The sequence below is a fragment of the Pantoea sp. K16 genome, assembly GCF_048452805.1.
GTDB lineage: Bacteria > Pseudomonadota > Gammaproteobacteria > Enterobacterales > Enterobacteriaceae > Pantoea > Pantoea agglomerans.
On record NZ_JBLWNV010000002.1, the window covers coordinates 366310 to 388992 of the forward strand.

Annotated in this window: 23 protein-coding genes; 5 read left to right on the forward strand and 18 right to left on the reverse strand. The window is 56.3% G+C overall.

The features are described 5' to 3' along the window. Positions 1 to 68 precede the first annotated feature (68 nt). Genes fabG through yceD form a run of 6 tightly spaced genes read right to left on the reverse strand, consistent with a single transcriptional unit; the run spans position 69 to position 4489 of the window. On the reverse strand, positions 69 to 803 hold the full coding sequence (fabG, locus tag ACK13D_RS04360; RefSeq protein WP_010246337.1) for a 3-oxoacyl-ACP reductase FabG: 735 nt from the start codon (positions 801 to 803) through the stop codon (positions 69 to 71). 10 nt (positions 804 to 813) lie between these two features. Next, the gene (gene fabD / locus ACK13D_RS04365) at positions 814 to 1746 is read right to left on the reverse strand and encodes an ACP S-malonyltransferase (RefSeq protein ID WP_010669852.1); all 933 of its coding nucleotides are present in this window, start codon (positions 1744 to 1746) and stop codon (positions 814 to 816) included. Between the two features lie 16 nt (positions 1747 to 1762). Next, positions 1763 to 2716 (reverse strand): beta-ketoacyl-ACP synthase III, encoded by a 954-nt coding sequence (locus ACK13D_RS04370; RefSeq protein WP_010246341.1) that lies wholly within the window; start codon positions 2714 to 2716, stop codon positions 1763 to 1765. Next, positions 2717 to 3757: a phosphate acyltransferase PlsX gene (gene plsX / locus ACK13D_RS04375; protein ID WP_022625870.1), complete on the reverse strand. Its 1041-nt coding sequence runs from the start codon at positions 3755 to 3757 to the stop codon at positions 2717 to 2719. 25 nt (positions 3758 to 3782) lie between these two features. Then, a complete protein-coding gene (rpmF, locus tag ACK13D_RS04380; protein WP_003849870.1) occupies positions 3783 to 3953 on the reverse strand; it encodes a 50S ribosomal protein L32 in 171 nt (56 codons plus the stop codon). A 14-nt stretch (positions 3954 to 3967) separates the two neighbouring features. Further along, positions 3968 to 4489 carry a 23S rRNA accumulation protein YceD gene (yceD, locus tag ACK13D_RS04385; protein WP_010246346.1) on the reverse strand — a complete coding sequence of 174 codons (522 nt, stop codon included), beginning with the start codon at positions 4487 to 4489 and terminating at the stop codon, positions 3968 to 3970. 140 nt (positions 4490 to 4629) lie between these two features. Here yceD and ACK13D_RS04390 point away from each other — a divergent pair, with 140 nt between their 5' ends. Next, the gene (locus ACK13D_RS04390) at positions 4630 to 5217 is read left to right on the forward strand and encodes a Maf family protein (protein ID WP_010246348.1); all 588 of its coding nucleotides are present in this window, start codon (positions 4630 to 4632) and stop codon (positions 5215 to 5217) included. Positions 5218 to 5228: 11 nt separating this feature from the next. Here ACK13D_RS04390 and rluC read toward each other — a convergent pair whose 3' ends face one another. Continuing rightward, the gene (gene rluC, locus ACK13D_RS04395; RefSeq protein WP_010246350.1) at positions 5229 to 6185 is read right to left on the reverse strand and encodes a 23S rRNA pseudouridine(955/2504/2580) synthase RluC; all 957 of its coding nucleotides are present in this window, start codon (positions 6183 to 6185) and stop codon (positions 5229 to 5231) included. A 573-nt stretch (positions 6186 to 6758) separates the two neighbouring features. Between rluC and rne the strand changes: the two genes are divergently transcribed. Next, positions 6759 to 10199, forward strand: a complete 3441-nt coding sequence (gene rne, locus ACK13D_RS04400) for a ribonuclease E (RefSeq protein WP_418795790.1) — start codon at positions 6759 to 6761, stop codon at positions 10197 to 10199. Positions 10200 to 10615: 416 nt separating this feature from the next. On the opposite strand, the gene flgL is transcribed toward rne, so the two are convergent. The 11 genes from flgL to flgB all read right to left on the reverse strand — a co-directional run bounded on the left by flgL (position 10616) and on the right by flgB (position 20587). Further along, positions 10616 to 11581 (reverse strand): flagellar hook-associated protein FlgL, encoded by a 966-nt coding sequence (gene flgL / locus ACK13D_RS04405; RefSeq protein WP_033766930.1) that lies wholly within the window; start codon positions 11579 to 11581, stop codon positions 10616 to 10618. Positions 11582 to 11595: 14 nt separating this feature from the next. Further along, complete coding sequence (gene flgK, locus ACK13D_RS04410) at positions 11596 to 13245, reverse strand: flagellar hook-associated protein FlgK (protein ID WP_263056172.1); 1650 nt, start codon at positions 13243 to 13245, stop codon at positions 11596 to 11598. Positions 13246 to 13368: 123 nt separating this feature from the next. Next, positions 13369 to 14331, reverse strand: coding sequence for a flagellar assembly peptidoglycan hydrolase FlgJ (flgJ, locus tag ACK13D_RS04415; protein WP_010246357.1), 963 nt, complete (start codon positions 14329 to 14331; stop codon positions 13369 to 13371). Continuing rightward, positions 14331 to 15440, reverse strand: a complete 1110-nt coding sequence (locus ACK13D_RS04420; protein ID WP_010246359.1) for a flagellar basal body P-ring protein FlgI — start codon at positions 15438 to 15440, stop codon at positions 14331 to 14333. The genes flgJ and ACK13D_RS04420 overlap by 1 nt, the downstream gene beginning before the upstream one ends. 9 nt (positions 15441 to 15449) lie before the next feature. Continuing rightward, positions 15450 to 16160 carry a flagellar basal body L-ring protein FlgH gene (locus tag ACK13D_RS04425; protein ID WP_029519565.1) on the reverse strand — a complete coding sequence of 237 codons (711 nt, stop codon included), beginning with the start codon at positions 16158 to 16160 and terminating at the stop codon, positions 15450 to 15452. Between the two features lie 60 nt (positions 16161 to 16220). After that, positions 16221 to 17003, reverse strand: a complete 783-nt coding sequence (gene flgG / locus ACK13D_RS04430) for a flagellar basal-body rod protein FlgG (RefSeq protein WP_003849881.1) — start codon at positions 17001 to 17003, stop codon at positions 16221 to 16223. A gap of 17 nt (positions 17004 to 17020) precedes the next feature. After that, entirely contained in the window at positions 17021 to 17776 is a 756-nt protein-coding gene (locus tag ACK13D_RS04435) for a flagellar basal body rod protein FlgF (protein ID WP_124889850.1), read from the reverse strand. Positions 17777 to 17796: 20 nt separating this feature from the next. After that, positions 17797 to 19053 (reverse strand): flagellar hook protein FlgE, encoded by a 1257-nt coding sequence (gene flgE, locus ACK13D_RS04440; RefSeq protein ID WP_418795794.1) that lies wholly within the window; start codon positions 19051 to 19053, stop codon positions 17797 to 17799. A 26-nt stretch (positions 19054 to 19079) separates the two neighbouring features. Then, a complete protein-coding gene (gene flgD / locus ACK13D_RS04445; RefSeq protein WP_010669841.1) occupies positions 19080 to 19754 on the reverse strand; it encodes a flagellar hook assembly protein FlgD in 675 nt (224 codons plus the stop codon). A 12-nt stretch (positions 19755 to 19766) separates the two neighbouring features. After that, positions 19767 to 20171: a flagellar basal body rod protein FlgC gene (flgC, locus tag ACK13D_RS04450; protein WP_013357440.1), complete on the reverse strand. Its 405-nt coding sequence runs from the start codon at positions 20169 to 20171 to the stop codon at positions 19767 to 19769. A gap of 2 nt (positions 20172 to 20173) precedes the next feature. Then, complete coding sequence (flgB, locus tag ACK13D_RS04455; RefSeq protein ID WP_009090882.1) at positions 20174 to 20587, reverse strand: flagellar basal body rod protein FlgB; 414 nt, start codon at positions 20585 to 20587, stop codon at positions 20174 to 20176. 154 nt (positions 20588 to 20741) lie between these two features. Here flgB and flgA point away from each other — a divergent pair, with 154 nt between their 5' ends. The 3 genes from flgA to flgN all read left to right on the forward strand — a co-directional run bounded on the left by flgA (position 20742) and on the right by flgN (position 22251). Next, positions 20742 to 21401, forward strand: coding sequence for a flagellar basal body P-ring formation chaperone FlgA (gene flgA, locus ACK13D_RS04460; protein ID WP_010246373.1), 660 nt, complete (start codon positions 20742 to 20744; stop codon positions 21399 to 21401). Between the two features lie 104 nt (positions 21402 to 21505). Then, entirely contained in the window at positions 21506 to 21814 is a 309-nt protein-coding gene (gene flgM / locus ACK13D_RS04465) for a flagellar biosynthesis anti-sigma factor FlgM (protein ID WP_010246375.1), read from the forward strand. Positions 21815 to 21819: 5 nt separating this feature from the next. Continuing rightward, positions 21820 to 22251 carry a flagellar export chaperone FlgN gene (gene flgN, locus ACK13D_RS04470; RefSeq protein ID WP_010246377.1) on the forward strand — a complete coding sequence of 144 codons (432 nt, stop codon included), beginning with the start codon at positions 21820 to 21822 and terminating at the stop codon, positions 22249 to 22251. Positions 22252 to 22683 lie beyond the last annotated feature (432 nt).

Below are 22683 nucleotides of genomic sequence, written 5' to 3' on the forward strand. Positions count from 1 at the left end.
GGTCGAACCACGATTTTGCGTTATTTTGCGGTTCTAACCGCAAATAAAGCAAATCATTTCGTGATTTATCAGACCATGTACATTCCGCCATTGACGTGCAGCGTTTCACCTGTGATGTAGGCTGCTTCGTCAGAGGCTAAAAATGCCACAGCATTGGCGATTTCCTGAGCATCGCCTAAGCGACCCGCAGGAACTTCCGCCAAAATACCGGAACGTTGATCTTCGTTCAGTGCCCGCGTCATGTCAGTCTCAATAAAGCCTGGAGCCACGACGTTGACGGTAATGCCACGTGACGCGATTTCGCGCGCCAGTGATTTGCTAAAGCCAATCAAACCCGCTTTTGCTGCCGCATAGTTTGCCTGGCCCGCATTACCCATAGTTCCAACAACGGAACCAATGGTGATGATACGGCCCACGCGCTTTTTCATCATGGCACGCAGGACCGCCTTGGAAAGGCGGAATACCGATGTGAGGTTGGTATCCAGGATATCCTCCCACTCATCGTCCTTCATGCGCATGAGAAGATTATCACGCGTAATGCCTGCATTATTGACTAAAATATCCACTTCGCCAAATTCAGCACGAATATTCTCTAAAACAGTGCTGATTGAGTCAGCGTCAGTCACATTCAGTAACAGGCCTTTGCCCTTGTCGCCAAGGTAAGCACTGATGGCGTCGGCGCCACTCTGGCTGGTTGCAGTTCCTACCACTTTAGCACCGCGTGCCGCCAGTGTTTCTGCAATCGCACGACCAATGCCGCGACTCGCGCCGGTAACCAGCGCAACTTTACCTTCAAAGCTCATGATTTTCCTCTTATTCCTTACCGAGTGCAGCCGTCAGGGATGCAGTATCGTTAACGGCAGCCGCTGTCAGGCTATCGACAATACGTTTCGTCAGTCCGGTCAGGACTTTACCTGGCCCCATCTCCAGGAGCTGCGTCACGCCCTGTGCTGCCATCGCTTCCACGCTCTCGGTCCAGCGAACCGGGCTGTAGAGCTGACGGACCAGCGCATGGCGGATGGCCGCAGCATCGGTTTCAGCTTTCACATCGACGTTGTTGATCACCGGTACCGCAGGCGCGTTAAAGGTGATGCTCTCCAGCGCCACCGCCAGTTTATCGGCCGCAGGCTTCATCAGTGCGCAGTGAGAAGGAACGCTGACCGGCAGTGGCAAGGCACGCTTAGCGCCCGCTGCTTTACAGGCGGCACCCGCACGTTCAACGGCTTCTTTGTTACCCGCAATAACCACCTGGCCCGGCGAGTTAAAGTTAACCGGTGAGACAACCTGACCCTGCGCGCTCTCTTCACAGGCTTTGCGGATAGCCGCGTCATCCAGGCCAATAATCGCCTGCATCGCGCCAGTGCCTTCAGGCACCGCTTCCTGCATCAGTTTGCCGCGCAGTTCAACCAGCTTGACTGCATCCGCAAAGTTAAGCACACCCGCGCAAACCAGCGCTGAATATTCACCCAGGCTGTGACCAGCCATCAGGGCTGGCTGTTCACCGCCCTGCTGCTGCCAGACACGGTAGATTGCCACGGAGGCGGCTAACAGTGCAGGCTGAGTCTGCCAGGTTTTATTCAGCTCTTCAGCCGGACCCTGACTTACTAATTGCCACAGATCATATCCCAGCGCGTCAGAGGCTTCACGGAAGGTCTCTTCTACCAGCGGATACGTTGCCGCTAATTCAGTCAGCATGCCCACGGTCTGTGAACCCTGACCGGGGAAAACAAATGCAAATTGCGTCATTTTTCGTTCCTGTCAATCAAAAGCGAACCAGCGCAGAACCCCAGGTGAATCCACCACCAAAGGCTTCCAGCAGAATAAGGTGTCCGGGTTTGATGCGGCCATCACGGACCGCTTCATCCAGTGCGCTTGGCACCGATGCGGCAGAGGTATTGCCATGACGATCCAGTGTGACGACCACTTTATCCATGGTCATGCCGAGTTTTTTCGCGGTGGCGCTGATAATGCGCAGGTTCGCCTGATGCGGCACCAGCCAGTCCAGCATTTCACGATCGAGATTATTGGCCTGCAGCGTTTCATCAACGATGTGAGCCAGCTCGGTGACGGCAACCTTGAAGACTTCGTTGCCTGACATGGTGACATAAGCAGGCTGATCCTGATGCGCACGATCCTGATAAGGCAGCGTCAGCAGCTGTGAATAGCGACCATCAGCATGAAGATGGGTAGAGATGATCCCCTGCTCTTCGCTCTGACCCAGCACGACCGCGCCTGCACCATCGCCAAACAGGATGATGGTGCCACGATCTTCCGGATCAAGTGCGCGTGCCAGGACATCCGCACCAATCACCAGCGCATGTTTCACCGCGCCATTTTTGATGTATTGATCGGCCACGCTCAGTGCATAGGTGAAACCTGCACAGGCGGCAGCGAGGTCAAACGCCGCGCAGTCTTTGATTTCCAGCATTTGCTGGATCATGCAGGCAGAGCTGGGGAAGGCATGGCTGGAAGAGGTTGTGGCGACAATAATCAGCCCAACATCGTTCGCTTCAATGCCTGCCATTTCAAGGGCGCGTTGCGCCGCGCTGAATCCCATGGTGGCGACGGTTTCGTCAGGCGCAGCAATACGACGCTCGCGGATGCCGGTACGGGTAACAATCCACTCGTCCGACGTCTCCACCATTTTTTCCAGATCGGCATTGGTGCGGATCTGGCTTGGCAGATAACTGCCCGTACCGATAATTTTGGTATACATCTAGGCTTTGTCACTCCTGGCTAATACAGCATCAAGGCGCGCAGCAATTCGCTCGGGAATTTGCTGCCTCACCGCCTGCTCTGCCTGTTCTATCGCCACAGCGAAGGCGTGTTGATTTGCCGCACCGTGACTCTTGATCACTGTTCCGCGCAATCCTAACAGACAAGCGCCATTGTACTGGTCAGGGTGGAGATGCCCGAAGCGCTTCGTCAGACGTTTCTGAATCCAGCGTCCCAGCAACTGAAGCCACCATGACCGTTTTTTACCTTCCCCTGATGACTTCAGCAGAGAAAGAAACATTCTTACCACGCCTTCCATAGTCTTCAGCGTGACGTTTCCGACAAAACCGTCACAGACCATCACATCCGTTTTACCGGTGAGCAGTTCGTTACCTTCAAGGTAACCAATATAGTTGATTTGCGGTGATTCTCGCAGCACTGCCGCGGCGTCGCGGATCGTTTCCAGCCCTTTGGTCTCTTCATGACCAATATTGAGCAACGCGACACGGGGCCGTGCAATACCAAGCACATGCTCAGCCATTACCGACCCCATTACAGCAAACTGCACCAGCATCGCACTGTCTGAGCCCACATTTGCGCCCAGATCCAGCACCACGGTTTTACCCTGTTGCTGGTGCGGTAAAACGGACATCAGCGCCGGACGTTTAATGCCATCCAGCGGTTTTAATAAGAGTGTCGACAGCCCCATCAGCGCACCGGTATTCCCGGCGCTGATGCAGGCCTGCGCACGTCCCTCTTTAACCATCTCCAGTGCCACACGCATTGAGCTGCCGCGACTGTTGCGGATGGCCTGAGCGGGCCGCGCATCACTTGCAATAACCGATTCGGCAGGGATGACCTGCAAACGCCCCATCAGGGAGGAATCCGCTTTGGCAAGCAATGGCATGAGAGTGTCGGGATGTCCGACCAGAAGAAGGAATAGTTCCGAATGAGAGGCCAGTGCCTGCAATGCTGCAGGCACTGTCACGCAGGGACCGAAGTCCCCGCCCATGGCATCAATCGCCAGGGTCAAACGTGTCAAGGTATCGCCTTGCTAAGCAAGAAACTTACTTAACGATAACCTTGCGACCGCGGTAGTAACCGTCCGCAGTGATGTGGTGACGCAGATGAGTTTCGCCAGAAACTTTATCTACTGACAGAGCAGCAGTGGTCAGCGCATCGTGCGAACGACGCATACCACGCTTAGAACGGGTGGGTTTATTCTGTTGTACGGCCATGGACCTTACTCCTATTACTTACGCTTTAAACTGGCTAATACGGCAAATGGATTTGGTTTCTCCACCTCTGCAGGCAGTTTACCAAAGACCATGTCCGCCTCGGACACTTCACAGTGTTCAGAATCGTGCACCGGAACGACCGGCAGCGCGAGAATAATTTCATCCTCGACAACCGCCAGCAGATCGATCTCACCAAACTCGTTGACATCGACCGGCTCGTACGCTTCCGGCAATGCCTCGGCCTGCTCTTCAGAAGAGACAGGGCTGAAGCAGTAACTCACTTTTACGTGATGAGGAAAGGTCTGGTTGCAGCGCTGGCAACGCAACGTCACTTGTACTTCAGCAGTACCCGTCAGTACTGCCAGACGTTGGTTATCAACCGCAAACGACATGGCACAATCCACATCACTGTCCACACTAACGACCGACTCGGCCACACGCTCCACCTGTACAGATGTGTAGACACCCTGATAATCAAGGCGCTTCTGAGCAGTGCGGACAGGGTCCAGCGTTAGGGGTAATTTTACCTTTTGCATAGGGCGCGCATATTAACTTTGTAATGTCATAGAGTCAAAGAAAAAGGCCGTTAAACAGCATCTTTCAACCACTATTCGCATCCAGTGCGGCGCACAGTTTAAAATGACTGTCACCAATTCGCTATCACTATTGAAAAAAAATGACGCCATCGATTCTTTTAGCTTCAACCTCGCCCTTTCGGCAGGCATTACTGCATAAACTGGGCCTGCCTTTTATTACCGCCGCGCCTGAGGTTGATGAGTCACCTCAGCCCGATGAAACCGCTGAAGCGCTGGTAACCCGTCTTGCCGTAGCTAAAGCGCAGGCACTGGCAAAAACGTATCCCAGCCACTGGATAATCGGCTCCGACCAGGTTTGCGTGCTGGATGGCGCTATCGCCGGTAAGCCTCACACGGCTGAGAATGCGCGGGCGCAACTGCGTGCCGCCAGCGGAAAAGCCATTACCTTTTATACCGGTCTGGCGCTATTTCATCCGGTCAGTGGCACGCTGCTGCACTGCTGTGAGCCCTTTGTGGTTCATTTCCGCACGTTGACTGACGCTGAAATCAGCGGCTATGTGGAAAAGGAGCAGCCGCTTCAGTGTGCGGGCAGTTTTAAAAGTGAAGGTCTGGGGATTTGTCTGTTTGATCGGCTGGAGGGACGCGATCCCAATACGCTGGTCGGGCTGCCGTTGATCGCGCTCAATGAGATGTTGCAGCAGGCCGGCATCAATCCTTTAACGAACTGATGCCGGAGAGATTACGCTTTCAGCTGACGCAGCTTAAGCAGGCATTGCTTCAGGCCATCATCCAGTGGCGCTTCGACCCGCATCACTTCGCCGGTGCCGGGATGCGTAAAGGTCAGCGCCGCAGCATGCAGGAACAGGCGTTTTAAACCGGTTGCCGCCAGCTGACTGTCAAACTCACGTTCTCCGTAGCGATCGTCGAAGGCAATGGGATGCCCGGCATGCAGCGTATGGACGCGAATCTGATGGGTACGACCGGTGACCGGGCTCGCTTTCACCAGCGTGGCAAACTCAAACCGCTCTTCTACTTTAAAGCGGGTTTCCGAGGCTTTGCCTTCGCTGCTGACGCGCACCACGCGCTCACCGCTTTGCAGGATGTTTTTCAGCAGCGGCGCCTGAACCACCTTCAGGTGTGACGGCCAGTTGCCGCGCACCAGGGCCAGATAGTCTTTCTGCATCCCCTTTTCACGCAGTTGCTCATGAAGAGAACGCAGCGCCGAACGCTTTTTAGCGACCAGCAGAATGCCGGAGGTGTCACGATCCAGGCGATGCACCAGCTCCAGAAAGCGCGCTTCCGGTCGCAGGGCACGTAACCCTTCAATCACCCCGAAGCTGAGTCCGCTACCGCCATGCACGGCTGTGCCGGAAGGCTTATTCATCACCAGCAGCGACTCATCCTCAAACAGGATGGCATCGGCCAGTGACGCCACTTTCGCCAGTTTGGGGGAAACGGCATCTTCATCGCGTTCCGCTACCCGAACCGGCGGAATGCGCACCTCATCGCCCTCCTCCAGCTTATATTCTGGCTTGACGCGCTTTTTATTCACCCGCACCTCGCCTTTGCGAACGATGCGATAAATCATGCTTTTGGGCACACCCTTGAGCTGGGTGCGCAAAAAGTTATCAATGCGTTGTCCGGCATTTTCAGCCGTGATGGCGACAAAATGTACGCCGGGATTCTCTGTTTTCATGGCGGCGATTCTAAATAGTGTCCCCTGATAGCGCCACCCCTTTTTCTGTGCTTAACTCTGGAGTTGATGTGACGGCAGGTCGCCTCTCTGCTGGCTTTTTCAGCAAAGCGCTGTTTTGTCCGACACATTAGCGATTTAAATGTAAAGAAACTTCACAAGCTGGCTAAAGTCGCCTTGCTATATGAAGGTTAGCAATGGAATAATGCTTGAGTTTCTTACCTGAACCATTTCAGGGCAGAAAAAGAGCGAAATTGTCATTTTGCCGGATTGAGCATACACGCAGCAATGGCGTAAGACGTAATGCGAAATCAGGCACTTAGCGGGCTGCGGGTTGCGGCCTGGACAACAGTATGGGATGCACGGGTTTTCTTTATTCTCTCAGGCATTTCCACTATCTGGTGCTGTTTTCCCTTATGAAAAACAGGCCACCGACGTTATTTGCGCCCCTCGCGCGGTCGACAGCCGTGAGGTTGACGACATTGCACTAAGTCACGGGGCCATCGGTTGATACTCGTCCAGGGTAACTATGCCCGCAGCTGTAATCACTCATGAAAGAATAACGAGTAAGTCACGATGAAAAGAATGTTAATAAACGCAACTCAGCAGGAGGAGTTGCGCGTTGCCCTGGTTGACGGTCAGCGTCTGTACGATCTGGATATTGAAAGTCCTGGACACGAGCAGAAAAAAGCCAACATTTACAAAGGTAAAATCACTCGCATTGAACCCAGCCTTGAAGCTGCGTTTGTCGATTACGGCGCAGAGCGTCACGGTTTCCTCCCGTTAAAAGAAATCTCCCGCGAATACTTCCCCTCCAGCTACAACGCGCATGGTCGTCCGAATATTAAAGACGTGCTGCGTGAAGGTCAGGAAGTCATCGTTCAGATCGATAAAGAAGAACGCGGCAATAAAGGCGCTGCGCTGACCACCTTTATCTCTCTGGCGGGCAGCTATCTGGTACTGATGCCGAATAACCCACGTGCAGGCGGTATCTCTCGCCGTATCGAAGGTGACGATCGTACCGAGCTGAAAGAAGCCCTGTCGGCGCTGGAACTGCCGGAAGGCATGGGCCTGATTGTCCGTACTGCGGGCGTCGGTAAATCAGCCGAATCGCTGCAGTGGGATTTAAGCTTCCGTCTTAAACACTGGGAAGCGATCAAGAAAGCCGCTGAAAACCGCCCTGCTCCGTTCCTGATCCATCAGGAAAGTAACGTGATTGTGCGTGCCTTCCGCGACTATCTGCGTCAGGACATCGGTGAGATCCTTATCGATAACCCGAAAGTACTGGAACTGGCGCGTCAGCATATCGCTGCGCTGGGCCGTCCGGACTTCAGCAGCAAAATTAAGCTCTACACCGGTGAAATCCCGCTGTTCAGCCACTATCAGATCGAATCGCAAATCGAATCCGCTTTCCAGCGTGAAGTCCGCCTGCCTTCCGGTGGCTCGATTGTGATCGACAGTACCGAAGCGCTGACCGCTATCGATATCAACTCAGCACGTGCAACGCGCGGCGGTGACATCGAAGAGACGGCGTTCAACACCAACCTTGAAGCGGCCGATGAGATTGCTCGTCAGCTGCGTCTGCGTGACCTGGGCGGCCTGATCGTTATCGATTACATCGATATGACGCCGGTACGCCATCAGCGCGCGGTTGAGAATCGTCTGCGTGAAGCTGTCCGTCAGGACCGCGCCCGCATTCAGATCAGCCACATTTCACGTTTCGGCCTGCTGGAGATGTCCCGTCAGCGTCTGAGCCCGTCATTAGGTGAATCCAGTCATCACGTCTGCCCACGCTGTAGCGGCACCGGCACCATCCGTGATAACGAGTCACTGGCGCTGTCGATCCTGCGTCTGATTGAAGAAGAAGCGCTGAAAGACAACACCAAAGAAGTTCACGCCATTGTTCCGGTTCAGGTGGCCTCTTACCTGCTGAATGAAAAACGTGAAGCGGTTAACGCTATTGAAACACGCCAGGGTGGCGTGCGGGCTATCATCGTTCCTGATGACAAGATGCAGACCCCACACTACTCCGTGCTGCGCGTGCGCAAAGGCGAAGAGACGCAGACCCTGAGCTATCATCTGCCGAAGCTGCATGAAGCCGAAATGGCGATGCCGTCGGAAGAGGAACATGCTGAACGTCGTCGTCCTGAGCAGCCTGCTCTGGCCGCGTTTGTGATGCCTGATGCGCCTCCGGCACCGGTAGAAGTTGAGCCAGAAGCGCAGCGCGCTGAAGCCCAGCCAGCCGCAAAAGCAGCACCTGCTGTGGCTGCGCCTGCTACCGTCAGCACCGGCTTCTTTGGCCGTCTGCTTGGTGGCCTGAAAAAAATGTTCGCAGGCGAAGAAGCCCCTGCCGCCGCACCCGTGGCCACTGAGGTTGCAGAACCGCAGAAAGCGCCTGAAAGCGAGCAGGAAAACGGCAACGGCCGTGGCGAGCGCCGCAACAACAATAACAACCGTCGTAACAATAATCGTCGTGAGCGTACGCCGCGCAACGGAGATAACGCGCAGTCGCGTGAAGGCCGTGAACCACGCGAAAACCGTGAGCCTCGTGAAAACCGCGAACCTCGTGAAAGTCGTGAACCGCGCGAAAGTCGCGAGCCACGTGAAAATCGCGAGCCGCGCGAGGGTAACGATAATCGCCGTAACAAGCGTCAGTCCCAGGCTGGTGAAGTGCGTGAAGAGCGTCCGGCACTGAGCGAAGAAGCGCGCCAGCAGCGTGATGAGCAGCAGCAACAGCGCCGTGAACAGCGTGCTGAGCGTCAGCGTCGTCGTCAGGAAGAGAAACGCGCCGGTGAAGAAGCCGCCAAAGTGGCTGAGCAGCCGGTAGTGGTAGCCGACGTTCCGGACGTGACCGAGCCGCAGGATGATGAGCGCGTACAGGTTATGCCGCGTCGCAAGCCGCGTCAGCTGAACCAGAAGGTGCGTGTTGATGATAACCGTCCACCTATGCCAGCCGAAGCCAGCGACTTTGCCCAGCCGGCTGAAGTGCGTCAGCCTCAGCAGACAGACGTGGCTCAGCCGCAGCCTGAGTTCCAGGCACCGCAGGGTGAAGAGCAGGATGACAACGACAACCGTGATAACGCCAATATGCCGCGTCGTTCACGTCGTTCGCCTCGTCATCTGCGCGTCAGCGGACAGCGTCGTCGTCGTTACCGTGATGAGCGTTATCCGACTCAGTCAGCAATGCCGCTGGCCGCTGCAGCTGCATCACCAGAGATGGCATCCGGTAAAGTCTGGATCCGTTACCCGGTGAGCCAGGCCAGCGAAGAGCAGGTTCAGAATGTGACTCACGAGACGCCAGCGTACAACCGCGAAGAGACAGCAGACGCCGCCAGTGCGCTGCCCGTTGCTGCCGCAGTTGAATCTGTTGCTCAGGAAGCGCCAGTGCAACAGGCCGAGCCGCAGGCAGAAACGCCAGTGCCGGTCGTGAACACTGACGATACCCGTGCTATCGACGCGCCGGTTAACGAGCAGCCTTCCGTTGTTCCGGCGGCAGATGAAGCAAAAGCGGAAGCGGTAGCAGCCGAAGCCGTGCCTGCTGAGCCTGTCACCGAATCGCCGGTTGTGACACCTGCGGTTGAGACTGCACAGCCTGCAGCGGTTGCAGAAGAAGCACAGCCTGTGGAGGTTGCTGAGCAATCGGCTACCGACGTCAGCGAAGCGATCGCAGCAGAAGTTGAAGAAGTTCTGAATGCGCCGGTCGCTGCTGAAGCTGAAACAGCGCCAGTTCGTGAACCTCATGCTCCGGTGGCCGCACGCGATGTCGCCCCTGCAGCACCGGTGACTGCGGCCGAACCTGTTGCATCAGTGCCTGCAACGGCATCAGTGCCGAATGATGGTACGCGCTGGAAGCATTTTGCCTCTGCGCCGATGACTAAAGCGCCTGCGCCAGTCTGGCAGTCAGAACCGGCACCGCACAGTGACTGGGTGCGTGCACCGTATGAGTTCGACGGTCGCGGTTCTGCGGGTGGTCATAGCGCCACACATCATGCCACAGCCCCGGCGACCAAGCCGTAACGCATAAACTGTTGTGAACTGAACCCCGGCCTGCAAGCCGGGGTTTTTTTATGCCTGCGATTCTGCCCGCCAGCGGACAGAGGATAATTAACCTCCCCTCCTCGCTTATCAGGAATCAGGAAAGTGTGTGCGTGTGTGCGTGTGTGCGTGTGTGCGTGTGTGCGTGTGTGCCTGAAAGCGTGAAAGCGTGAAGGCGTGAAGGCGTGAAGGCGTGAAGGCGTGAAGGCGTGAAGGCGTGAAGGCGTGAAGGCAAGACTGACATGCGAGCAGCCTGTCGCTGTAAATCAACCCGGTTTAATTTCTATGGTTCCCACCACCGGCTGAATCGCAGGCAAAAAAATCCCACCCTCCTTTAGCGGGAGGGTGGGAAAAAGTAAGCGCATCCGGTTAAAGTACGCTCAAAATTTCAGGTCAGACTACGAGTTCATCTGGAACAGCGACATCTTAGACATGTCCGTAAAGGTCTTATAGGACGCCTGTAATGCGGTCTGCTGCATGGTGTAGTTTGAAGCTGCTTCGGTTAAATCCACGTTAACCAGGTCACTCATCTGCGAGCTGTAAATCACACTACGGTCATCGCCCTGGGCATTCAGCGTATCGATCTCTGAAAGCTGGGTACCAATCTCAGAACGCACGGTTAAGACATTATTCAGCGAGTTACCCAGGCCACGGTTGGTTTTATCCATCGCCGCCTGGAAGGTCTGTTTGGTTGCGGCGTCAGCATCATCCTGCGGCACTTTCAGCGCAGCAATGGCGCTATCCAGCATCTTAAACACATTCGTTTCGCTGGCGCTGCCATCCGGCTCTTTGGTGGCATTGCCGGAGATCGCCATAAAGATATTGTCACCGGTATGGCCCACAGTCATGGTACGGCTGGTATCGACCTTCTGAGTGATCGCCTCGGTGCCGCCTGCATAGCCGACGCCGGTGCCTGCCGCATCCACAAATGGCGCACTGTCAGTTTTATAACCGGCAAAAATATAGCGGCCATTGGCATCCTGGCTGTTTGCCTGGTTCAGCAACTGGGCACGGATACCCTCCAGCTGGGTAGCAATCGAACCACGGTCATCGTCGCTCAGCGTACCGGTTGAACCGTTGACGATCAGCCCTTGCGCAGCAATGATCCCATCGGTGACGCCTTTCAGCGTATTCTCTTCCAGTGACAGACCCTGCTCGGCAAAGGTACGCGCCAGCGCATACTGCTTGCCCTGCTGCTGGGTTTGTGACAACACGACAGCACGAGACGCGGCAATCGGATCGTCCGAAGGATTATTCACACGGCGGCCGCTGGAGAGCTCCTGGCCTGATTTCAGCCAGGAGGCCTGTGAGTCAGTGATGCCGCGCACCTGCTGCTCAAAAATCATATTGGTACTGATTCGCATGTTATCTCCTGCCCTTAGCGAATATTGATCAATGCATTAAACACGGTGCTGGCAGTCTGCAGCACCTGCGCATTGGCCATGTAATATTGCTGATATTTGGTCAGGTTGGCGTACTCCTCATCGAGGTTTACCCCAGAGACCGATTGCTGGCGCTGGGTCAGCTGACTGACCACGCTTTTCTGAGTGGTGCTGGTGGTTTCCAGTGAACTGGTTTTGTTACCCACGCTGCTGACGATGGTGGCGTAGGCCTGAGACAGCGTGGCGTTGCCGCCGACCAGTTTCACATCCTGCAGATTCAGCAGTTTTTGCGCATTACGGTTATCACTCTCACCGCCGACAGCACCCGCGGCGGCCACCTGCGATTCACTGGTGATCGCGACTGACATATCGTTGATGGCGTTCTGGACCGGCTTCACCAGGAAACTGTCTTTGGCAGCAGGTGCAGGCGTGCCGGCGACGGTCAGTTTCAGACCGTCAAAGCTCAGCGTGGTGTTGCCACTGGCATCGGTACCTGGCGTGATGGTAACAGCCGCACTGTCTGAGGCGCGGGTTGCGGTCCAGTTATTGCCGTCATAACTCACGGTGTAATTGGATGCTTTCAGTGCACTGGTATCGGTCCACTCAGCGGTGACGGACGCAGCGGTGCTGTTTTTACTATTGCCCACCACGATCGGGCTGCCGATATTAAAGAAATCGACGCCCTGATTGCCTTTGCTATCGAAGCCCTGCTTGTGAACATCGTTGAAACTGGTGGTAAACGCCGCCGCTAACTGACCCAGCTGGTTCTGTGCCAGATCCAGATCCTGAGTACGGAACGCCAGCAGACCGCCCAGCGAACCGGTGGTGATCAGCTTCTCCGGGATCTCGACGTTGCCCGCCTGCTTATCGACATAGCCGATGGTGGTGCGTGTCGGATCGCTGCTGGAAGGCATCGCCACCAGATCGTGAGATTTGTCGCCGTTTACCAGCGTCAGGCCATTGGCCATCGCGACCGTGTAACCGCCATCCTGCTGCGATACCGTCACACCAACCACGTTATTCAGGGTATTCACCAGCTGATCGCGCTTATCGAGCAGATCGTTAGGTGCGGCACCGTTTGCCGTGCTCAGTTTGCCAATCTGTTTGTTCAGATCGGCAATCTGGCTGGTAATGGTATTGACCTGCTTGATGCTGGAATCGACATCGGCGTTGACGCTGTTCTGCATATTATTCAGGTATTGCGCTGACGTCTGGAACTGACTGACCAGCCCCTGCGCATTGCTGAGCATCGACTGACGCGCCGACGGATCGTTGGCGTTGCTGACCACGTTCTGCAGGTTAGTAAAGAAGCCCTGCAGCGAGGTCGACAGGCTGGTAGTCGAGGTCGACAGCAGATCGTCAATGTTAGAAATCTGGCTGTGCTGGGTGCTTACCGCGCTGTAGTTCGCGCTAGAACCGCGCAGCTGCGTAGCAATAAACGCATCATATTCACGTTGTACACCGGTGATATTCACGCCGTTACCATAATAGCTATTGCCCTGCAGGGTACTGTTCGCCTGCGCCAGTACCGTGGTCTGACGTGAATAGCCCGCCACGGTGTAATTGGAAATGTTGTTACTCGTGGTGCTCAGAGCGGCCTGCGCGGCACTCAATCCGCTCATCGCGGAGTTAATTATGCTGGACATCTCGGTTCCTTACGTTCCCCGTCAACCGGGCTGGCAGACATCAAAGTGGGCGCCAGCAGGCGAAAACGCTTCTGGCTATAGGGATGTTATCGGCTTGCTAAAGTGAAACTTGAGGCGCAATGATCAGAACAGGTCGCCCATATCCTGACTGTAAGCTTTGACGACTTTGTCGCCCATACTTTTGAATTGCTGAATCATTCCCACCAGCTTTTGCGCATATTTTGGATCGGTGGCATAACCGGCCGCCTGTAAGGCCTGCGCACCCTGCTCTGCGCTTGAGGCGTTCGTCACCGCCGCATAGCGTGGGTTTTTGGTCAGGAGTTTGACGTAGTCGGTCAGCGCCTCGAAATAGGAGTTATAGACGCGGAAGCTGGCACGCACTTTCTTCGCTTCGCCCTGCTCATATTCGGTGGTCATGATATCGGTGGTGTCACCTTTCCAGTCGCCGCTGGCTTTAATCCCGAACACGTTGTAGCTCGGTTTGCCGTCGCGGGTCAGGATCTGACGCTGGCCCCAGCCCGACTCCAGCGCAGCCTGCGCCAGAATCAGGTGATGAGGAATGCCACTCTGCTGGCTGGCAGCCTGCGCCGGTTGCGTCAGCTGGGCGATAAACTCGCGGCTGTCACTGGGCAGACCCGTCGGTGAAGCGACCGGCGGCAGACGCGGCATTGCCTTACGCACAATCTGCTCCAGCTGCTGCGCGGGCAGTGGTGTTGCCCCGCTGGTGCTGAGAATAAAGCTGTTATCCAGCTTCATCGGCACCGTACCGGCTTTTTCATCCGGCGCGGTGGCGGGCTGCATCTGTTTGACGATGGTTTCCGCCAGGCCGAGGCCGCGCTTCCCCATCTCCTGTGCAATCTGCTGGTCATACATAGAGGTAAAGAGTTTGGTCTGCTCGTTGCCCATAATGCCGTCCTGCGGCAACGCCTCGCGCATACTCTTCAGCATCATCTGTACAAACATCCCTTCGACCTGACGCGCCACCTGCAACGCTTGTCCTTTCGGATCGTTGCTGGCCTGGCGTTTCAGTTCATTCAGGGAACGGCTGTCGAAAGCCGAACTCGTCAGAGATTGCATATCAGCCATCAGATAATTTCCAGTTTGGCACGCAGACAGCCGGCACTCTGCATCGACTGCAGAATTGACATCAGTTCGATAGGTGACGCACCCAGCGCATTCAGCGCACGCACCACGTTGTTCAGGTTGGCGCTGGCGTTGACGCGTTGCAGCGCACCGCCGGTCTGGCGCAGATCGATCTGAGTCTGCGTCGTCGCCACCGTCTGACCACCGGCCAGGGGGGTATCAGGCTGACTGACGTTCTGCTGCTGATTAACCGTCACCGACAGGTTGCCCTGCGCCACAGCACACTGATTCAGCGTCACTTCACGGTTCATGACGACTGAGCCGGTACGGGAGTTGATGATCACCTTCGCATCTTCAACCGGAATCGAGACATCAATATTCTGGATCTCAGCCAGCAGACGCACCTGCGCACCATTATTAGGCGACACGCGGATCTGCACGGTACGGGCATCCAGCGGCTGCGCCGCGCCGTAACCGCCACGGGCGTTGATTGCATCAGCAATACGCTGCGCCATCGAAAAATCTTCGCTGTTAAGCTGCAGGTTAATGGTGTTCTGCGAACCAAAGTTGCTCTGCAGTTCACGCTCAACGGTGGCGCCACTGGTAATACGGCCACCGTTCAGCTGGTTAACCTGAACACTGCTGCCGCCCGCTGAGGCACCCGCACCACCGACCAGGATGTTACCCTGTGCCAGCGCATAGACCTGGTTATCTACCCCTTTCATCGGCGTCATTAACAGTGTGCCGCCGCGCAGGCTTTTGGCGTTACCCAGCGATGAGACCACCACATCCAGCGTCTGTCCCTGACGGGCAAACGATGGCAGTTTCGCGGTGACCATAACGGCCGCCACGTTTTTCAGCTGCATGTTAGTTCCGGTCGGAACGGTAATGCCAAGCTGTGACAGCATGTTGCTCACGGTCTGCGTAGTAAATGGCGTCTGAGTCGTCTGGTCACCGGTGCCATCCAGGCCCACCACCAGGCCGTAGCCCAGCAGCTGGTTATCACGTACGCCCTGTACCGTGGTTAAATCACGAATCAAATCGGCTTTTGCCAGCAGGCTGACGCCCAGCAGCAGCGCCAGCCCGGCGCGTAACAGCGTTAACTTTTTCATTGAAACCTCTTACATCGGCGAGATGTTCAGGAAGAAACGCTGGAACCAACCCATGGTCTGCGCCTCATTGATGTAACCATTTCCGACGTACTCAATACGTGCATCGGCGACAGCAGTAGATAACACGGCGTTGCTGGCGCTAATGGTGCGTGGGTTGACCACGCCCGAGAAGCGAATGAACTCCGTGCCCTGATTAATGGCAATCTGTTTTTCACCGACCACGTGCAGGTTGCCGTTTGACAACACCTGATCCACGGTGACGGTAATGGTGCCGGTAAAGGTGTTATTGGCAGATGCGCCGCCTTTACCTGCGAAATCGTTTTTGCCTGTCGCGTCGATGTTGGCTTTTTCACCACCTGCACCCACCAGGCCTGCCAGTCCGGTCGGCACCGCGCTCACGCCAAAGCTGCTGCTGCCATCGCGGCTGGCATTGGCTGAGGAGCTTTTGCTGGCGCTGACGTTTTCCTGCAGCGTAATGGTCAGGGTATCGCCAATGTTGCGTGGACGACGATCTTCAAACAGCGGCTGATAGCCGTAGTTAAGCGGCGCGACGCCCTGGAATATAGAGCCGTTGACCACCGGTGGCGCAGACGGCATGGGTTGCGCTGTGGTTGCACCTTCGACCAGCGGGGTACGCGGGACCAGGGCACATCCGTTAAGAGTTAGCAGCAACGAGGCAACTAACCAATGTCCAGGCTTGAGAATCTGTTGCTTCGCCACGGCGTCACGACCTTATTAATGTCTGTCATTCAGGCCAGCACGGGCTGGCCCTGTTCGGGATTAAAGCTGTGTTAATTTCGCCAGCATCTGATCAGAGGTGCTGATCGCCTTGCTGTTGATTTCGTAGGCGCGCTGCGTCTGGATCATGGTGACCAGCTCTTCCGCCACGTTAACGTTCGAGGTTTCGGTGTAGCCCTGATAGAGCAGACCTGCGCCGTTCTGGCCTGGCGTGCTGTCTGTCGGTGCGCCCGATGCCTGAGTTTCCTTGTAGAGGTTTTCACCCACGCTATCGAGACCGGCGTCATTCATAAAGGTGCTCAGGGTTAACTGCCCCACCTGCGCGGCCTGAGCCTGACCCTGCTGCGTCACGCTGACCACACCGTCACGCGACACGGTAATGCTGGTGGCGTTGGCCGGAATGGTGATGCCTGGCTGCACCGGGAAACCGGAGTTGGTCACCAGCTGGCCGTTCTGATCAACCTGAAACGCGCCGTCACGGGTATAAGCAGAGGTGCCATCCGGCATCTGAATCTGAAAATAGCCCTGGCCGTTAATGGCGATATCTTTTGAGTTACTGGTCTGCGACAGGTTGCCCTGCGTATGCAGACGCTCAGTGGTCACCGGACGAACACCGGTACCGATCTGCAAACCGGATGGCAGCGTTGTCTGCTCTGATGACTGTGTGCCCGGCTGGCGCATGGTCTGGTACATCAGATCTTCGAACACGGCACGTGAACGCTTAAAGCCGTTGGTGCTGACGTTTGCCAGGTTGTTGGCAATGACGTCCATGTTCATCTGCTGCGCATCAAGACCGGTCTTAGCGATCCATAAAGAACGAATCATGTTGTTATCCTCGTGCCTTAGCCCATGCTCAGGAGCTGGTTGGCTTTTTGTTCATTTTCGTCGACGTTGGTGATGACTTTCATCTGCATCTCAAAACGTCGGGCGTTGGCGATCATATCGACCATGGTTTCTACCGGTTTGACGTTGCTGCCTTCCAGCACGCCAGGCATCACCTGCATGGTGGGATCGGCCTGCAGCGCGGCACCGCGGGTTGTCTGCGTCGACGCAGTAGGCCGGAACATGCCGTCATCACTGCGCTGCAGCTCCTGCCCGGTTGCCCTGACCAGCTTCAGTTTGCCCAGCTGAACCGTGGCGTTCGGCGAATCACCGGCATTCAGCCCGGTGATCGAGCCGTCGGCTGCAATGGTGATTTCAGTGCCCTGCGGGATCACAATCGGACCGCCATCGCCCATCACAGGATTGCCCTGAACCGTCAACGTACCGGTCGGACTGATTTGCATATTGCCGTTGCGGGTATAGGCTTCGCTGCCGTCAGCGGTACGCACCGCCAGCCAGCCATCCTGCTGTACCGCTACATCGAGCGGACGCTCGGTGTAGTCCATCGCGCCCTGGCTCATGTCGGCGCCCGGTGTCGAGGCGGCGACCAGCGTACGGGTTGGCAGTGACCAGCCACTCACCGGCACGGCGCGCAGCGCATTCAGCTGCGCACGAAAACCCGGTGTAGAGGCGTTGGCGAGGTTGCTGGCGGTAACCGCCTGCTGATCCAGCGTCTGGCTGGCCGCGCCCATCGCGGTATATATCGCGTGATCCATATGGCAATCCTGTTAGAGAATTAACGTAAGTTAACCAGCGTGTTGAGAATCTGGTCCTGAGTTTTGATGGTCTGCGCATTCGCCTGATAGTTACGCTGCGCGACGATCATATTCACCAGCTCTTTACTCATGTCGACGTTGGACGATTCCAGTGCGCCGGCGGTCAGTGAACCAAAGGTACCGGTGTTAGCCAGACCAGTTGCTGCCTGACCGGATGCGCTCGAAGCCTGCCAGACGTTGTCGCCTTTAGACTGCAGGCCTTCCGGGTTAGAGAAGCTCGACAGGACAATCTGACCCAGCAGCTGGGTTTTCTGGTTTGAGTAGCTGCCAGTGATGGTGCCGTCATTATTGATCGCGTAGCTGGTCAGATCGCCAGGTGCATAACCATCCTGGGTCGGGCTGCCAAAGTTGGTGGCGCCGGTGTTCTGCTGCAGGCTGCCCAGCATGCTCAGGTTGATGGGCTGATTGGCTACTGCGCCATTGGCGCCGCCCACGTTCAGCGTCAGGCCGACGGTGCCATCCGTCGTGGTGCTGACAACCGCGCCGCTGGCATCCAGCTTAGAAACGCTGGTCAGCTTACCGCTGGTGTCAAACGCCATTCTGAAGTCACCCGCTGAACTGCCGGTGTTGCCATCAATGGTACGCACGGTCCAGCTGTTGCTGGTGGTATCTTTCACGAAATACATGTCGAGCGCGTGGTCATTACCCTGCGAGTCGAACACGGTTGCCGTGGTTTTCTTGTTGTAGCTGTCTGCGTTCGCCGTCGAGAAGGTGGCCACAGATGGCGTTTTGTCCGTTGAGTTCAGGTTGGCAACCAGACCGGCGGTAGTGGTCGCACGGGCTGACATCTGCTCGGTAGGAATACGCAGCGCCACCGGGTTAGCACCTGCCTGGATAGTGGCCGGTGAACCGCTGGCCGGATAGCCGGTCACGTTCAGACCCTGGGTGTTGACCAGGTTACGGTTGGCATCCAGCGTTAACTGACCATTGCGTGAATAGAAGACGCCGCCGCTGCTGTCGGTCATACGGAAGAAACCGTTACCGCTCAGTGCAACGTCCAGGCCACGGCTGGTGGTGGTGGTCGCGCCGTCGTTAAAGTTCTGGATTACCGCAGCAACTTTGGTACCGAGGCCGACGTTAGAACCGGCAAACATATCGGCAAACGCGATGGTGCTCGATTTAAAGCCCGCAGTGGCGGAGTTGGCAATGTTGTTACCGATGACATCAAGGTTACTTGAAGCAGCACCAAGGCCGCTGACCGCTTGGGAAAATGACATGTGTTTGTTTCCTGTCTACAGGTTAATCAGAGAATCTGACGTACGTCGTCAAGGGTGGCGGAGCCCATGGTGCCGAGATCCAGTTTTGTGGTGTTGTTCGCAGTACTCACCCCATTGACGTAGGCGTAGTTAAGCGGTTGTGCCACCAGTTGTGTGTTGCCATTGCTTGCGGCAATCGCAACGCTGTATTTACCATCCGGGGCGACAGAGCCATCTGTCAGCTTGCCGTCCCACGAGAAGGTGTGCACGCCAGCGCTCAGCGCGCCCAGATCGACGGTGTCGATCACCGTGCCACTGGCATCTTTAATGGTGGCCGATGTGCCGGTTGAGGCGGAGGCCAGCTCAACGCCAAATGGCGTTGTGGTGCCGTTGCCTACCAGAACCTGTCCGCCATTAACCATTACGCCATGCCCAATCAGCGTGGAGCTCTGCAGCGACTGGCTGGTGCTGATCTGGCCGGAGATCGATCCCAGCGTGGTATTCAGTTTTTCAATGCCGCTCAGGGTATTGATCTGTGCCAGCTGCGTGGTGAGCTGACTGTTATCCATTGGATTGGTGGGATCCTGGTTCTTTAACTGCGTCACCAGCATGGTCAGGAACTGATTCTGCAGATCCTGCGCATTGTTGCCGGTGCCACTGGTGTTAGAGGAGCTAAGGACCGTGGGGTCCAGTCTTTCGTTAACGCCTACCGCGATAGCCATAATTTTTCTCCGTTATTGCCCGATCGTCAGGGTTTTCATCATCATCGACTTCACGGTGTTGAGCACTTCGACGTTGGCCTGGTAGCTGCGTGACGCCGACATGGTGTTGACGCTTTCAGAGACCACATCCACGTTCGGCATCTTCACGTAGCCTTTGGCATCTGCCATCGGATTGCCCGGGTCATAGACCAGCTTGGCAGGTGTAGGGTCATCCACGACTCTTGCCACTTTCACGCCGCCGGTGGCTGAGCCTGGTGCTGCATCGGTCTGGAAAACCACCTGCTTTGCCACGTAAGGCTTGCCATCGGGGCCGGTGACGCTGTCGGCGTTCGCCAGGTTACTGGCACTGACGTTTAATCGCTGTGATTGCGCGGTCATCGCTGAACCGGCAATGTCAAAAATATTCAGCAAGGCCATAATTATTGTCCTTGTAACACGCTCATCATGCCTTTGATCTGGCTACTGATGAGGGTGAGGTCGGTTTGATATTTCAGGCTGTTATCCGCGAACTGCGTACGCTCACGGTCCATATCTACGGTGTTGCCGTCGGCAGAAGGCTGGTCAGGAATGCGATAAAGCATATCCATCGATGGCACGCCGTTTGTCTGTGCTTCAATGTGGCGAGCTGACGTGACTTTTAACGCCATGCTGCTGCCTTCCGCACGACCATTGGACATCACCCGACTCAGCTCGCTGGCAAAGTCGATATCCCGGGCCTGATAACCAGGGGTATCGGCGTTGGCAATATTTGACGCCAGGATCTCCTGACGTTGAGCACGCAGGTTGAGGGCCTCCGTACCAAATTTCAGCGCCGCATCCAGTTTGTCGAGCATGTTTCCTCCGCGTATGAGAATTTCGAGCTCGCAGCTTAATTTGAAAATGCAAGGGGTCATCGTCTGAATAAGGCCTCAAATGACCGCTATTTTGACAATTAAGGATTTTTCTTAAGGGGTACACTCGTCGCCATCATCAGTGAGGAAATGCACAATGCGTCGATATCTGACCCTGCTGACCAGCCTGCTGGTCGCGATCGCCCTGCCGGTTTCCGCCGGGGATCTCAATGCACAACTGAATCAATTTTTTAAAGCGCGTGACGCCCAGCATGCTGATGGCATGGTTGTGGTGGTACGCACGCCGCAGGAACAGTGGCCAGCCTGTGAGGCGCCACAGTTCACCCTGCCCGGCAACAGCCGGTTGTGGGGGAATATGAGCGTGGCGGCAAACTGTGGTGAGAACCGCCGTTATATTCAGGTACAGGTGCAGGTCACCGGTTCCTATCTGGTGGCGAACCGGCTGCTGAGCCAGGGCAGTAGCGTGAGCGAGAGTGATTTCACTCTGCAGACCGGCCGCCTTGATACTCTGCCTGCCCGCGCCCTGCTGAATGCGGACTCGGTCGCAGATGCTGTGGTGCTGCGCGATATCCAGCCAGGACAGCCGATTAATCCCTCCACGCTGCGTCAGCCGTGGCGTGTCAAAGCGGGTCAGAATGTGATGGTGATTGCCAGCGGTGACGGCTTTGATGCCAGCGGTGAGGGCAAGGCGCTGAATAACGCTGCCCGATCGCAGTCGGTCCGGGTCAGGATGGGAAATGGCCAGATTGTCAGCGGTAAGGTACGCGAGGATGGGAATATTCTTATAACGCTGTAAAGTGTTAAAGAAGCCAGTAGTGCTGCCGATAGAAGAATCAACGAAGCGATAACGCTATTCTGATTCAGGTGGCAGACTTCCCCTGACCGTACAGGAGCCCGAACATGAGCATTGACAGAACGCAACCTCTGAAACCCGCCAGCACCGTACAGAGCCGCGATAGCAGTGAGTCCGGCAGCAGCAAAGTGCGCCAGAGCGCCAGCCCGGTGGCAGCAGCCACGACCCCTGCAGCAGCCCAGGTCAGCCTGAGCAGCGCGCAGTCGCAGCTGATGCAGCCGAGCAGCAAAGATATTAACGTCGAGCGCGTTGAACAACTGAAAACCGCCATTCGTAATGGCGAACTGAAGATGGATACCGGCAAAATCGCCGATGCGCTGATTGCCGACACCAAGGCGTATTTAGAGGGTAATTAGTTCCCATGAGTAATTTGCAGACCACCTTAGATAAGATGCAGGACGTGCTGGCCTCGCTCTCAGCCGTGCTGGAAGAAGAGCAGCAGCAGCTGGCAGCCGGAAACATTAATAGCAATCTGTTGCAGCGTATTACCGAAGATAAAAGCGCGCTGCTCAGTACGCTGAACTATCTGGATGAGATGCGCCGCACCGCTGAGCAGAGTCAGGCGACATCGGCACCTTATCGTGGTCAGAACGACATGGCGCGCCGCTGGGACACTATCCAGCAGCACAGCCGTCGTCTGCAGGATGCCAATGTTCATAACGGCCTGCTGCTGCAACACCAGATCCGCTACACCCAGGATGCGCTTGACGTGCTGAAGCCGCATCAGACCCAGGCCTTTTACGGCCCGGATGGGATGGGTAAAGGCCAGGCGACGTTAAGTCGCAAAGCCTGAACCGGAAAGTAGCGAAAAAAATCCCGCCTGGTGGGTAATGCTGATCAGTTAAGATTAGATTTGTAAAGGCTGCCACGGTCAAACGTGGCAGCCTTTTTTCCGGGCGGGCGAGCCGCAGTGCGGGCCAGCGCACCTCTGCTGCTGCCGGGCCGTCCTCGCGCCGCTCACGCGGTACCTTCGGCTTTGACGTCGTGCCGACGAACCGTTCGGGGATCGGCCCTCCCTGGCCGGCCCCGAACTGTCCACGCTTCCCGGCGTGGACTTCTGGCCCACCGTCACGCCTCAGCGCTGCGGATAGCCCTTTCAGCAGCAGAGGCGCTCAGGCCTCCACTCTCGTGCCCTTCTTAACAATACACACTGAAGTTTCAGAGCAGGCTGGTGCCGGGCAGGGGCAGGCAATCCGCAGCGCTGAACAGAATGAGTCTGCCAGGA

Excerpts from the sequence above, each read along its gene's own strand:
- fabG (WP_010246337.1), bottom strand. The coding sequence starts at position 803 with ATGAGCTTTGAAGGTAAAGTTGCGCTGGTTACCGGCGCGAGTCGCGGC.
- fabD (WP_010669852.1), bottom strand. The coding sequence starts at position 1,746 with ATGACGCAATTTGCATTTGTTTTCCCCGGTCAGGGTTCACAGACCGTG.
- ACK13D_RS04370 (WP_010246341.1), bottom strand. The coding sequence starts at position 2,716 with ATGTATACCAAAATTATCGGTACGGGCAGTTATCTGCCAAGCCAGATC.
- rpmF (WP_003849870.1), bottom strand. The coding sequence starts at position 3,953 with ATGGCCGTACAACAGAATAAACCCACCCGTTCTAAGCGTGGTATGCGT.
- yceD (WP_010246346.1), bottom strand. The coding sequence starts at position 4,489 with ATGCAAAAGGTAAAATTACCCCTAACGCTGGACCCTGTCCGCACTGCT.
- ACK13D_RS04390 (WP_010246348.1), top strand. The coding sequence starts at position 4,630 with ATGACGCCATCGATTCTTTTAGCTTCAACCTCGCCCTTTCGGCAGGCA.
- rluC (WP_010246350.1), bottom strand. The coding sequence starts at position 6,185 with ATGAAAACAGAGAATCCCGGCGTACATTTTGTCGCCATCACGGCTGAA.
- rne (WP_418795790.1), top strand. The coding sequence starts at position 6,759 with ATGAAAAGAATGTTAATAAACGCAACTCAGCAGGAGGAGTTGCGCGTT.
- flgL (WP_033766930.1), bottom strand. The coding sequence starts at position 11,581 with ATGCGAATCAGTACCAATATGATTTTTGAGCAGCAGGTGCGCGGCATC.
- flgK (WP_263056172.1), bottom strand. The coding sequence starts at position 13,245 with ATGTCCAGCATAATTAACTCCGCGATGAGCGGATTGAGTGCCGCGCAG.
- flgJ (WP_010246357.1), bottom strand. The coding sequence starts at position 14,331 with ATGGCTGATATGCAATCTCTGACGAGTTCGGCTTTCGACAGCCGTTCC.
- ACK13D_RS04420 (WP_010246359.1), bottom strand. The coding sequence starts at position 15,440 with ATGAAAAAGTTAACGCTGTTACGCGCCGGGCTGGCGCTGCTGCTGGGC.
- flgG (WP_003849881.1), bottom strand. The coding sequence starts at position 17,003 with ATGATTCGTTCTTTATGGATCGCTAAGACCGGTCTTGATGCGCAGCAG.
- ACK13D_RS04435 (WP_124889850.1), bottom strand. The coding sequence starts at position 17,776 with ATGGATCACGCGATATATACCGCGATGGGCGCGGCCAGCCAGACGCTG.
- flgE (WP_418795794.1), bottom strand. The coding sequence starts at position 19,053 with ATGTCATTTTCCCAAGCGGTCAGCGGCCTTGGTGCTGCTTCAAGTAAC.
- flgD (WP_010669841.1), bottom strand. The coding sequence starts at position 19,754 with ATGGCTATCGCGGTAGGCGTTAACGAAAGACTGGACCCCACGGTCCTT.
- flgC (WP_013357440.1), bottom strand. The coding sequence starts at position 20,171 with ATGGCCTTGCTGAATATTTTTGACATTGCCGGTTCAGCGATGACCGCG.
- flgB (WP_009090882.1), bottom strand. The coding sequence starts at position 20,587 with ATGCTCGACAAACTGGATGCGGCGCTGAAATTTGGTACGGAGGCCCTC.
- flgA (WP_010246373.1), top strand. The coding sequence starts at position 20,742 with ATGCGTCGATATCTGACCCTGCTGACCAGCCTGCTGGTCGCGATCGCC.
- flgM (WP_010246375.1), top strand. The coding sequence starts at position 21,506 with ATGAGCATTGACAGAACGCAACCTCTGAAACCCGCCAGCACCGTACAG.
- flgN (WP_010246377.1), top strand. The coding sequence starts at position 21,820 with ATGAGTAATTTGCAGACCACCTTAGATAAGATGCAGGACGTGCTGGCC.